The following is a 12,232-nucleotide window of genomic DNA, read 5'->3' on the forward strand; positions in this document are numbered from 1 at the left end:
AGCGTCTAGGGCTCCATAAAACACTGATGCTCAGCTTCTAACTCCTTCCTCCTGACTTCAAACGACTCTTTTAAGTATGAAAATAGCACTGGCACAATTTGAGGTTCACCGAGGTAATCCTGCTGCAAACTTGGAGGCGATCGCGGCATGGGTCGCTGAAGCGAAAGCGGGTGGTGCGGGGGCAGTTTTTTTACCGGAGATGTGCACGACAGGATTTGATTGGAAGCGATGCCGTGAGCTATTGCCTGAAGCGGCAGAACATCGTGTTCGGCTTGCGGCGCTCGCGAAGGTTAATGACATCGCGATTTGTGGCTCATTTCTAGAGCAAACCGAGTCAGGGTGTCCCGCCAATGCGCTGACATACTTTGAGCGTTCAGGAGCTGTGGCGGCGCATTATCGTAAGGTGCATTTGTTTACGCTGTTCGGTGAACAGAAACATGTGGAAGCAGGGGAGCGTATTGTGACCGCTGAAACCGAACTGGGGCGAGTTGGTTGTAGTGTCTGTTACGACCTGCGGTTCCCCGAGTTATTTCGAAAATGCGCGCTCGATGGTGCTGTAATTCAAGTTTTACCAGCAGCGTTTCCGCATCCACGACTCGCGCATTGGCGCACCTTAATCCAAGCACGTGCGATCGAGAATCAATCCTATTTCATCGCGACGAATCAGTGCGGTGTCGAAGGGCACGGATCATCCGTGGGAGAAACGCGCTATTTCGGCCACTCCATGGTGGTCGATCCGTGGGGAGAGATTTTGCTAGAAGCCGATGAATGCGAAGGCGTGCACTTCGTTGATATTGATATCGAGAAAGTTGCGAAAACACGCAGCGCGCTGACGGCGCTGAAGGACCGGCGTCCTGAGTTGTATGGCACTGACTAGTAGCCTATAACATTCAAAACTTCGCAAATCCTATGTTTTGGCTACAAACATCGAACATTGAACTTTTAACATCGAACGTCCAATACACATTGGAATGAAAGCGAATTTCTATTCAAAATTGGACGTTTCACGTTCGATGTTCGACGTTCATGCCGACCAAACTCCAAATACTTCAGCTCTTCGAAGTGTTTCGAGAAGCAGATAAATACGAAACAACGCGAGAGATAAGGCACTAGGCAGTGACCGACGCACTAAAGGCTTTGCGGTCTTCTGCTTTGAAAAATGCGGTGCCAGCCACGAGTGTATCGACGCCACGTGAAGTGCAGGATCCCGCAGTTTTGAGATCAACGCCACCATCGACTTCGAGGCGATAATTAAGCCCTAGTTCTTCGCGCCACTGGGCGAAGGTTTCAAATTTAGGCAGCACATCTTCGCGGAAGCTTTGCCCGCCGAAGCCTGGTTGCACCGTCATGAGCAGCACAATGTCGCATTCGGCTAGGAATGGTTTCGCGGCTTCTGCAGGTGTATCCGGGTTGAGCACGACGCCGCATTTGCAACCACGTGCCTTGATGCGCTGCAACGTCTCGGCGATCGGGTAGTCAGGCTCCACGTGAATCGTGACCTGATCGGCTCCCGCATCGATAAACGCGTCGACGAATTTGTCGGGATTATCGAGCATCAAATGGACATCAAAGAACAAGTCCGAAGCCGAACGCATCGCCTTAATTGTTTGTGGCCCGAATGTTAGGTTCGGCACGAAATGCCCATCCATAATGTCGAGGTGCACCCAGCTCAATCCAGCCGCTTCAATTTCTTTCAAGCTGCTTTTTAGGTCGGCGTGGTCGCCTGCAAGTATGGAGGGAGCTAGGATTTTTTCGTGTGAACTTTGCATGGACGGCATGCAAAAGCGGATTTCAGGCACTGGCAAGACCAGCGTTTCGCTTTTTATAATCTTAAAAATCCTTAGTCAGCTTGTGTCCGACGCGCCGTTGTCGTTTTGAAAAAGTGACTGACTTGGCGTTGTGCGTCTTGCTGGAGCGTAGCAATCAAGCACAAGTGTAAGCTTGAGGGGCGAGAGTTGTCCTGGCCCAGTGGGCGGTTCGGCAGAAACAGGCATGTGGGAATTCTCTGGCGACAACACCTACACGGGCACCACTAGCATCACAGGTGGTTCCACCTTAGTTGCAAAAAGTGCAACTGCATTGGGCGCAACCGATGCTGGCACGACGGTGCAGGACGGCAGTGTTCTGGATGTTCAGGCAAACATTGGCACTGAAGCCATTAGCATCTCAGGCTCAGGCGTCAGCGGCGGTGGAGCCTTAATCACTAGCACGGGCACCGGCACGGTCGGCGGTCCAGTCACCATGACGGCAGACAGCAGCATCGGTGGAGCTGGGACTTTGAATGTGAGCGGTGCGATCGGCGGTAGTCATACTCTTACTAAAGTGGGCACTGGCACTACGACATTGAGCGGAGTCAACTCCGTTGGCGGCGCGACTGTGAATCCGGGCACACTGGCTGTTAGTGGCGGATCGCTTGCGATTGAGTCCGGCCAACAGATTACTGTGGCAAGCGGCAACTTCAATGTGAATGGCGGTGCGGTCACCTCCGATACTGCGATCAACCTTTCCGGTGGCGACATGAGTGTTTCTTCTGGTAGCGTCACACTTACAGACCCAAGTCCTGGCGGCTCAACTTTCAACGTAATTCAGGGGGGCGGCACGGGTGCATTGAATGTCACTGGCGGCGATTTCATCGTGGCTGGTGCGACTGGCGCAACCGATACCATTGCGTTTAACGGTGAGATTAATATCAGCGGTGGAACGTTCAGCGCGGTTGGTGGTCAGGCTTTTGGATCGAGCAGTGCAGTGTTCAATATTGAAGGGGATGACGCGGTGATCACACTCGACCGCTTTAATAATTCTGGAGGTCGGACGGCGACCTTAAACTTTATCTTCGATGAAACGGGTGTTAGCACGATTTCCGGCGCTGGCTATGTAAGTTTGGCCTCAGCAGCACTAAACATCGACGGCCTACTCTATACTGGCGGCAACGCAGTCTTTGACCTATTTGATTACGGCAGTGTTGAAGGCATAGCTAGCACGGTGAACATTACTAACTTTGGCACCGAGGGGGTGGATTACATATTCACACAGAGCACGGTTGATAACATCGTGCGGTTAACGATCGTCCCTGAGCCGGCCACTTATGCGCTCTTGATTGGTCTGTTTGGCATGGCTCTTGTCGCCGTGCGTCGCCGTCGCAGCTAAACTTATAAGTTAGCCTGTAGCGCTGCGAGGATTTCAATCCATCGATCAATCAGATTAAATTTCAGAGGCTCGGCTATATTGCCGAGCCTCTTTTTATTGATAGCTAAGTGTTGGGGGCGTGCCCTCTTATCGGTTTTCGCCTACGCAATGTGATCATGAGTCAGTGACTCACTCGAGCGATGCCTGCGGAGCGGAATTCGAAAAAGTATATGCTGTGCTGTTTTCTGTTCTAGTGCTCGAGTATTTCTACTTCGTAGCCGTCGGGGTCGGTGATAAAGGCCATCTTTTTGCCATCGACGAATTTCTCGCGCCAGTTGCTGGGCCAGAGGTCAATTGTGAGGTCGAGGCCTTCGAGCATTTCACAGTAGTCGACGATGTTGTCGACGCGAATGCAGGTATGGACGAGGTCTTCTGGGACGTTGACCTCGTAGTCGGGGGAGTGGGTGAGCTCCAGATTGTGTGCACTGCCTAGTATCTGCAGGTGTGCGAGTTGGTTGCCGGAGGGCGATTTGTCGGTGCGGCGTAGGACTTGAAAGCTGCAGGTCTGGCAATACCAGTCGATGGACTTTTCAAGGTCAGAGACGCGGATGCGAGTATGGTCAAATGTAATAGGCATTAGTAAAATAAGTAGGAACATCTTAGACTGGTCAAGGGACAGTTGACAGGGCGCATTTGCGTCTAACTATGTATCCTTTGCATTTGTCAGTGATCCCGTATTTACACCCATTATGAGTCAGAAGTTTGAATCTAGCAGCAAGACGCTGCAAACCGTGCGTGAGCGCGTCGGCCAAGTGGTGGTCGGTCAGGAGAATTTGGTCGAGCGACTACTGTTAGCGTTGCTTTGTAATGGGCACGTCCTGTTGGAGGGCGTTCCGGGGGTGGCAAAGACGCTGACTGTCAATAGTTTGGCGCGTGCGATTCATGCACAGTTTAGCCGCATTCAGTTTACGCCGGATCTTCTTCCCGGTGATCTCACGGGCACGTTGGTCTATGACCCGCGTGCGCATACCTTTACTGCGGAGAAGGGGCCGATTTTTACGAATCTGCTGCTGGCCGACGAAATTAACCGTGCGCCGGCGAAGGTGCAGAGCGCCTTGCTGGAGGCGATGCAGGAGAAGCAAGTGACCCTGGGCAAGGAGACTTACGACCTACCGAAGCCGTTTCTGGTGCTGGCGACACAGAATCCGATTGAGCAGGAGGGCACGTATGCACTGCCTGAGGCGCAAGTGGATCGCTTTATGTTTAAGCTCAAAGTCGGCTACCCGTCGATGGATGAGGAGTTGATCGTGATGCAGCGTATGGCAAAGACGGCTCCGCAGTTGGAGATTGAGCCTGTGTTAACGATCGAGGAACTGATGGAGATGCGCTCGACCATGGAGACGGTCTTTATCGATGAAAAGGTGGAGCGCTACATTTTGCGCTTGGTGGATGCGACGCGTCACCCTGAGAATTACGATTTGGATCTCGAGCGCTATTTACGCTTTGGAGCTTCACCGCGTGCTTCGATTTATCTGTCGTTGGCGGCTCGTGGGCATGCGCTCATGCAGCAGCGTGACTATGTGATCCCGCAAGATGTGAAGGATGTCGCGCATGATTTGCTACGCCACCGCATGGCGATCTCGTATCGCGCTGAGGCCGAGTCGATTACTTCCGATGATTTGCTCGATCAGATCCTCGCGAAGGTGCCTGTTTCTGTTTAGCATTTTTTTGTCGTGCTGAGTGAACTCGAGAGCCAGCTGAATTTGCTGGAGCTGAAGTGCCGCCGTCCGGTGGAGCACTTGCTTGCGGGTGAGTATCGCTCTGTGTTTCGTGGGCGTGGCGTGGAATTTGAGGATGTGCGTCCCTATCAACCGGGCGACGATGTGCGCACGATGGATTGGAAGGTCACTGCGCGCACAGGTGAGCCACATATTAAACGCTACATTGAGGAGCGTGAGCAGTTTATTTATCTGTTGGTCGATGTGTCGGCTTCGATGCTACATGATGCGGATGGGCGTAAGCGCAAGACGATGGCGGAGGTGTGTGCGTTACTGACCTTGGCTGCGGTGAAAAATCATGACCGGATCGGGTTGATTTTATTCTCAGACCGGATTGAGCAAATCGTGCCGCCGAGCAAGGGGCGTAGCCATGCGATGCGGATCATGGATGAGCTGATGCATTTCAAACCGGTGGGGCGTGGCACGGATTTTACCGAGATGTTGGGACGCTTCGGGCATATGGCACGTAAGCATTCGATCGCGTTTGTTGTCTCGGATTTTATGACCGAGGACTATGTGCAGGAGTTACAGGCGTTGGCATTTCGGCACGACATCAATGCGATCAATTTAAGTGACGCGCACTTACTAAATCCAAAGGTGTCGGGCTTAGTGCGTATGCAGGACTCGGAGACGGATGAGCAACGGATTGTTGATCTCGGGCGTGGCGATGCGAATACATCTGCGCATAGCGACAGTTTAAAGCAGACGATGCTGGAGTCTGGCGTGAATTTATTAGATCTGGAAGTGGGCGGCGATTGCGTCGAAGCACTTGCAGGATTTTTCCATGAGCGGCAGCGTCGCCAAGCCAATGAAAGCGGGGGCTAAACAGTGAGAGGCCTTTTAATATTTTTGTGCGGTTGCTTATTGCCGCTGCTAGCACTTGCGGATGATGCGCAGGGTGTGTCGCTGCAACTCGTTGAAGGCACGTATCAGCCTGGGGATGTGATTGAGTTGCGTGCTGAGATGCGCCGCGCGGAGTATGCCGAATTTGAATTGCACGTGCCTGCCCATGCGCAGTTGCACTTCGTGGCGCATACTCGGAAGCCGGTGCGCTATGTCGAGGGCGAGTATGTGCAAAGTGTGTTGCTCCTCCTGCAACCGATGAATGCGGGTGCGTTTGAGCTAAGTGGGATCACTGCCACTTTGAAGCAAGGCGATGTCGCGATCGAGGTGGCATTACCCTCTGTGCAGTTTACGGTGGCTTCATATGCGACGGAGGATACGTCCACGGCACTCGCAACATTGACCGAAGCTACTATGAGCACGCCAAAGGCATCGATCTTACTTTTGGTGCTGGTTGTAGGGCTGATCATACTGGTGTTTGTTGCTTGGTTACTCTTGCGGAAACCCAAAGCAGTAGCGGTGGCCTCAGTTGAAGCTGCGAGTTTAAATGATTTGATTGCGGTGCTGCAAGCAGGTGAACCGGCAGTGGATTTGATCGAGCGCTTGCTTGGTAATACGGAGATTCAGATGTCGCCGAGTCTGCGAGAACGCTTGGAAGCTGCGGTGTATGCGAATCGTATCAATGCGGTGGACTTATTAAGTGCACTTAAAAAGGAGGTCGCTGGATGAGTTTTGTCTATCTTTGGGTGCTCCTATTGATCCCCGTGGTATTATTTTTACTGCGTGGGCGTTTGCGCCGCACATCACTGAAGGTGTCTTCGGTCGGTCTCTGGACGGATACGGATGCGGGTCGTGCGCGGTATTTATGGATTCCGGTGTTTTTGCGTCGCTTGGCTTTAGTGTTGTTGCTTGTGGCACTGGCGCGTCCGCAAGCGGGGTCGACCTATGACATGGAGGTGTCTGAAGGCATTGCGATTCAACTCTTGGTCGATGTGTCCAGTAGTATGGATATGAATGTGCGCGACTTGGAGGGGAAGAGTCGTAGCCGTATGGACGTGGCGAAAGAGATGGTGGAGCGTTTCATTGCTGGTGATGGCGATACGCTCGATGGGCGAGGGGATGACTTACTCGGATTGATTACATTTGCGCGCTATGCCGATACGCGGAGTCCGCTGACATTTGGGCATGATGCACTGCTACAGATCGTTCGCGGATTGGATGTGCAAGAGCGCCCTAACGAGGATGGCACTGCGTATGGTGATGCGCTGGCACTGGCTGCCGCGCGATTACATAACATAGAAGAGTTACAGTTCGGTCAAAGCTCTGTGCAGGCGGATGCCATTGAGAGTCGTGTGATTATCTTGCTGACGGATGGTGAGAATAATTCGGGTGCACATTTACCTTTGGAGGCCGCGGGCTTGGCGAAGGAGTGGGGCTGTCGGATCTATTGTATCAGTTTGGGCGATACAGAGGTGCGGCGTTCAGGTGAGGTTGCGGTCGAGGATTTGACGGCTGCGGAGAAGACGTTGAAACATATCAGCGACGAGACGGGCGGTATTTTTAGGCAAGCAAGTGACTATGAATCGCTGCTGTCGGTATATGAGGAGATAGATCGACTGGAGCGTTCAGAGATTTCAACGCGTAGTTATGATCATGTGGCGGAGTGGTTCTGGTTGCCGTTGGGCGTGGCGATTTTGAGCCTGCTCGGGGCATTAATATTGGAGGCGACAGTGTTGCGCGTGGTGCCATGAGTGGATTTGTTTTTCAATGGGTGGAGGCATTGCCTTTGTTATTGCTTGTGCTGCCGCTGGCTTGGTTGCTGGCGTATGCGCGTGCGAAGCGTGCCGAACTGATTCAGGCGATGGGTGGCGGACTTAGCACGCATCGTCGTTTGCGAGACACTTTGCGGATCGCGGCGTTTGTGTTGTTGATCTTGGCATTGGCGCGACCGGGGTATGATCCTGAGAAACTGTCAACCTCTCGCACGGGGCGCGATGTCGTCTTTGCGCTCGATGTGTCGCAGAGTATGTTGGCAGAGGATGTGTTGCCTTCGCGTTTAGAAGTCTCAAAGCAGGCGGTGCGTGATGCATTGGCTACGTTTAGCAATGAGCGGGTGAGCCTAGTTGTGTATGCGGGCAGTGCGACGATTCTGTGTCCATTGACGTATGATTATGACTTCGTGCGCTATATGCTGGAGCAGACACATACCCGAAGTGTGGATTTTGGTGGCACGATCTTGCAGTCCGCAGTCGAGAAAGTGGTCGATCAAGTCTTAATGCCTGACCGGGCTGGCGTGCAGGATCTCATCGTGATTACAGATGGTGGCGATAATGGGTCGCAGATGCCTAAGGTTGCAGAGCTTCTAGGGGAACACGGCGTGGATTTATTATTGCTAGGGATTGGTAACCCGAATGAGGGGGCGCCCATTCCGATTGTTGATGAGGAGGGACTGCGCACGTTACTGCGCAATAAGGAATCAATTATATATACCGAGTTGGATGATGCGACGTTGCGTGAGCTCGCTGCGAAAAGCCCGGATGCGCAGTATGTAGCTGTCGCCAATAAGGCTTTTGATCTCGGGCAGATTTATGCAGATTATGTAGTTGGGCGTGAGGTGTCTGCTTCGGTTGAGGGCGATGGGATTCTGGTGTATCAAGAGGCGGCACTGTTTTTTCTAATTCCTGCAATTCTGCTGTTGTTACTCTCTGAGTGCTGGGGAGCAAATGGACTACAGATTGGGCAGGCCTGTGTATTGCTGGTTGTGTTTGGTTGTGTGTCCGACGGTGAGGCTGCGAACTCGCAGTTGCAGGGGCAGTTTAAAGAAGCTACAAAACTGTATTCGGATGGATCGTTTATTGAGGCGGAGTCTTTATTTGCTGAAGTTGCTTTGCATGGTGATGCGCGTGGGATGTCGCCTAGAGATTTGGCGGCGGCGCAATTAAACCGTGGTCTGTGCTTATTGGAATTGTCGCGCGCAGAAAGTGAGGCCTCCGCTCAGGCTGGCTTAAGCTACGCACAACAAGCGCAGTTGGCATTTTTGGCAGCGAAGCGTTATGAGCCTGAGATGGATCGTTCAGGTATTCGGCTGGAATCGACTTCGACATGGGTGGCTCAATTACAGGTTCGAATTGCTGAAGAGGCCGAGGAGCAAAATGAAATGCAGGCGCAGATGGAGCAGTTGGTTGAGGTGTTGCAAGCATTACTCGAAGCTCAGCAGGAGCTACGACAAAAAGTGACAGATAGTGACATCATTCGCCGCCATCCGAAGCGCCCCAGAAATACGCCGCCACCGCCACCCATTCAGGCTCCGGAAGATGCGAGTGAGAATTCGCGTATCTTTGTCGCTGCTCAGGAAGTGTTGAAGTCTGAAGCGGAGCGCATCTACGCCAGTATGCAAACTTTGGATACTCAGCTGACGCCTGCTGCCATCGAAGGAATGCCACCGATGGAGAGCTTGATGGCCGAGCCGTTGAAGCTCATGGCGAGGGTGCCGACTGCGATGGAAGGAGCTCGTGGCTTACTTATTAGCTGGAATACGTGGCCGGCGGGACGAGCGGAGCAATTGGTTGCAGTGCATTTGATCGAGGAGATTTTGAGTCTACTGGGTAATAATTCATCGGATGAATCTGAGGGGGAGGATTGGGATGAAATGGAAGACTACGAGGACTATGAGTATTCAGACGAAATGGATGATAGCATGATGAGCTCAATGCCGATGGAGGGCGACTTTGCTGCAGGCGGTGAGATGCAGGCGCTGCCAGTGCCGAATTATTCGGCTGAAGATATTTTGATGGAAGAGCAGGGCAGTCTGCAATTTAGACAACAACAACGTGCGAAGGCGAACGCTGGGAAAGTGGAGAAAGATTACTAATGCGCGCGATTTTTTGGATACTACCGTTGCTGCTGACACCGCTGCTTTACTCACAAAAGGTAGAGCCGGAGGTCGTTTCTTCGAATTCAGATGTGTTGGAGCAAGTCGATGCTGATGAACTGGAGTCGATGCCCGTCGAATTGGAAACTGTTCCCGTGCAGGTGGAAATGGTGAATCAGAGCTGGTTTACGGATCGCACTGGCAAGGCTGTGATTCATTTCCCTGAGTCCGTGGAGGCTGCTGAGGTGCTGCCCTCAGGTGTCAAAGGCTTGAGCTTTATTGATGTCGAGGTGCTTGATACGCCGGACTCTAAGTCAGGCAAGTCGGCTGCGATCGTGCGCTTTATACTACGCGATACGGGTGTGGTAGTATTCCCTTTGTTGGAGTTTTTCAGTGAAACGAAGTGCTACCAGACGATTCCGCAACAAATCATGGTGGGCAAGCCTGTGCGATCTGATGCGATGTCTGTGACGCTCGCGCCTGCGAAGACTCAAGTCTATGTCGGCGAGCCGCTGCGTGTGGATTTGGTGTGGCATTGTGACCTTGAGGCAGGGCGCCTGCAGGCGCTCAATTACTATCCGCAATTTTTTAATAATTCAGAAGTGCAGATCGTTATCCCACGTTCGACTGCTCCGGAGGATCAACAGGTGGGTTTACCGATCGGAGGCCGGCGCGTGATTGCTCAGCGGACTCTGATAGAGGGGCAGCCCAAAGCGCTTGGCACAGTCGAGTTGCCGCTGTTCTTACGTCTGACAAAGCCTGGAACCTATACACTGCCAGCGACTCGCTTAGAATGTGCGTATCTGCAGCAAGCGAATCGAAACTTTGGTCAGTATGCCGCGCACTTTAATAACAGTTTGTTCGAGCCAGAGGAGTCGGATGTGCGCTATGAGCGTTTCTATGTGGAGACTGCGCCGATTACGATCGAAGTCTTGCCGCTCCCAGGTGAAGGCCGTGGGCTAAACTTCAGTGGCTTGTTTGAGCCGATTAAACTGGAAGTGGCGGTGACGCCCGAAGTGCTCAAGGTCGGGGATTTGATGCAGGCGGAGTTACATGTTTATTCGGACGCGCCGCATGGGATGATCGAACTGCCTCGCTTGAGCCAGCAACGTGGCTTACGTGGGCGTTTTTTGGTGGATGACGATCTTGGTCGTGTTTGGCGTGGCAATGGCACGACGTTTCGTTGTCGTTTACGTGCGTTGACTACCGGTGTGGATGCGTTTCCGTCACTGCAGATTCAAACGTTCGATCCGGATACGGGTGAATATGTGATGCGTTCTACTGAGCCGATTGGTTTGATCGTGGAGGCGAATGAGGGGCAGGAATTTGTCGATCTAAAATCTTACAATGGTGTGGGTGTAACTTTAAGTGAACAGTCAGAAGGGATCTGGCATAATCAGGAAGCAAATGGGATGAGTGATCTAATTAATAATACTGTCGTGTGCCTGGCGTCATGGTTTTGGCTTTGGCTGCTACTGGGAGTTGTCGGTTTTCTCCTGATGCTGCCGGTGGTGCGTGAACGCCGACGTCGATCTTTGGATGCAAAGTATCGAGCGCGTGCGGAGGCCTATGAAGCATTTCTAAAAGTCACTGAGAATGATCCAGAAAAGTGGCCTGCTTTTGTGCAATTTCTAGCAGTGAGCTTCGATGCGCAAGGAAAGGCCTGGACGGTGCGTGATTCGAAACAGGCGCTACAAGCAATTGGCGTATCTGATGAAGACATCAAAACTGTGGTTGCGATTCACGTGGCGACCGATGCACAGGACTACAGCGCGCAACATCCATCTGCGCAATTGAGTGCGCTCAATGCGGTGGGGAAGCGTATTTTAGGATTACTCGGTAAGGTGGCTCTCTTGCTTCTACTGGTGTTGGGGAATTTACCAACGTCGGCTCAAGCTTCCGATTGGACGGACGCCGAGGATTTGTTTCAACAGGCACTGGCTGCGCAAGCTGGTAGCGATGCCGCAGCGGCGCTCTATGCAGAGTCTGCGTTAAAATTTCAAGCGGTCGCTGAAGCGGGCGAGCGCCCAGGTGTCGCATGGTATAATGCCGGTAATGCTTGGTTTGAAACGGGTGCGTTAGGCCGCTCGATTGCCGCGTATCGGGAGGCGCAGATCTATCGTCCATTTGATGAGAAGGTAGCTGAAAACTTGGCCGCAGCACGTGCGCTGTCTCTGAATGATATTCCAGATGTCTCAACGTGGTGGTGGCAATGGCCGACGCTTTGGTTGCAGGCGTTGTTGCTCGTGTTGCTCTTCTTATTAGGTATTTCAGTCTTGGCGTATATGCGGTATCGCGGGCGTGTGCACTTGAGCGTGTGTTTGTTGCTGGCGCTAGTCTGTTGTGTGGTGTCAGGGCTTTGGTGTATGTCGGCGCAACTCGTCGATCAACATGGTGTGGTGATTGTGGATTCTGTGTTAGCGCGTAAAGGGCCGAGCTATGCGTATGCCGCAGCTTACCACGAACCACTGCATGATGGCGTCGAATTGACTCTGAAAGAAACGCGTGAAGAGTGGGGTTTGGTGTCACTCGTGGATGGTCGCGAGTGCTGGGTGCCGCTGACTCAGATACAGCTGATACGCTAAGCTGTGGCAGCGCTTGGGTGTATTTCCCT

General features: G+C 52.6%; 10 protein-coding genes. 8 read left to right on the plus strand and 2 right to left on the minus strand.

All coding sequences use genetic code 11. From position 1 onward, the window contains the following. Positions 1-76: 76 nt before the first annotated feature. Positions 77-877 (plus strand): nitrilase-related carbon-nitrogen hydrolase, encoded by an 801-nt coding sequence (locus tag GZZ87_RS12360; protein WP_162025045.1) that lies wholly within the window; start codon positions 77-79, stop codon positions 875-877. Between the two features lie 232 nt (positions 878-1,109). Here the strand turns inward: GZZ87_RS12360 and rpe are convergent, their stop codons facing one another. Further along, a complete protein-coding gene (gene rpe / locus GZZ87_RS12365; protein WP_162025044.1) occupies positions 1,110-1,769 on the minus strand; it encodes a ribulose-phosphate 3-epimerase in 660 nt (219 codons plus the stop codon). A 223-nt stretch (positions 1,770-1,992) separates the two neighbouring features. On the opposite strand from rpe, the gene GZZ87_RS12370 reads away from it, so the two are divergent. Further along, the gene (locus GZZ87_RS12370; protein WP_162025258.1) at positions 1,993-3,147 is read left to right on the plus strand and encodes a PEP-CTERM sorting domain-containing protein; all 1,155 of its coding nucleotides are present in this window, start codon (positions 1,993-1,995) and stop codon (positions 3,145-3,147) included. A 229-nt stretch (positions 3,148-3,376) separates the two neighbouring features. On the opposite strand, the gene GZZ87_RS12375 is transcribed toward GZZ87_RS12370, so the two are convergent. Further along, positions 3,377-3,763, minus strand: coding sequence for a VOC family protein (locus GZZ87_RS12375; protein WP_162025043.1), 387 nt, complete (start codon positions 3,761-3,763; stop codon positions 3,377-3,379). A gap of 112 nt (positions 3,764-3,875) precedes the next feature. On the opposite strand from GZZ87_RS12375, the gene GZZ87_RS12380 reads away from it, so the two are divergent. The 6 genes from GZZ87_RS12380 to GZZ87_RS12405 are packed head-to-tail and all read left to right on the plus strand — an operon-like array spanning position 3,876 to position 12,203. Next, positions 3,876-4,847 carry a MoxR family ATPase gene (locus GZZ87_RS12380; RefSeq protein WP_162025042.1) on the plus strand — a complete coding sequence of 324 codons (972 nt, stop codon included), beginning with the start codon at positions 3,876-3,878 and terminating at the stop codon, positions 4,845-4,847. 12 nt (positions 4,848-4,859) lie between these two features. Continuing rightward, positions 4,860-5,729, plus strand: coding sequence for a DUF58 domain-containing protein (locus GZZ87_RS12385; RefSeq protein WP_162025041.1), 870 nt, complete (start codon positions 4,860-4,862; stop codon positions 5,727-5,729). Between the two features lie 24 nt (positions 5,730-5,753). Then, positions 5,754-6,476 (plus strand): hypothetical protein, encoded by a 723-nt coding sequence (locus GZZ87_RS12390; RefSeq protein ID WP_162025040.1) that lies wholly within the window; start codon positions 5,754-5,756, stop codon positions 6,474-6,476. Continuing rightward, positions 6,473-7,498 (plus strand): VWA domain-containing protein, encoded by a 1,026-nt coding sequence (locus tag GZZ87_RS12395; RefSeq protein ID WP_162025039.1) that lies wholly within the window; start codon positions 6,473-6,475, stop codon positions 7,496-7,498. The genes GZZ87_RS12390 and GZZ87_RS12395 overlap by 4 nt, the downstream gene beginning before the upstream one ends. Beyond that, a complete protein-coding gene (locus GZZ87_RS12400; RefSeq protein WP_162025038.1) occupies positions 7,495-9,618 on the plus strand; it encodes a VWA domain-containing protein in 2,124 nt (707 codons plus the stop codon). The genes GZZ87_RS12395 and GZZ87_RS12400 overlap by 4 nt, the downstream gene beginning before the upstream one ends. Further along, a complete protein-coding gene (locus tag GZZ87_RS12405; protein ID WP_162025037.1) occupies positions 9,618-12,203 on the plus strand; it encodes a BatD family protein in 2,586 nt (861 codons plus the stop codon). The genes GZZ87_RS12400 and GZZ87_RS12405 overlap by 1 nt, the downstream gene beginning before the upstream one ends. Positions 12,204-12,232 lie beyond the last annotated feature (29 nt).

Origin of the sequence: Lentimonas sp. CC4 (assembly GCF_902728235.1) — a bacterium.
GTDB lineage: Bacteria > Verrucomicrobiota > Verrucomicrobiia > Opitutales > Coraliomargaritaceae > Lentimonas.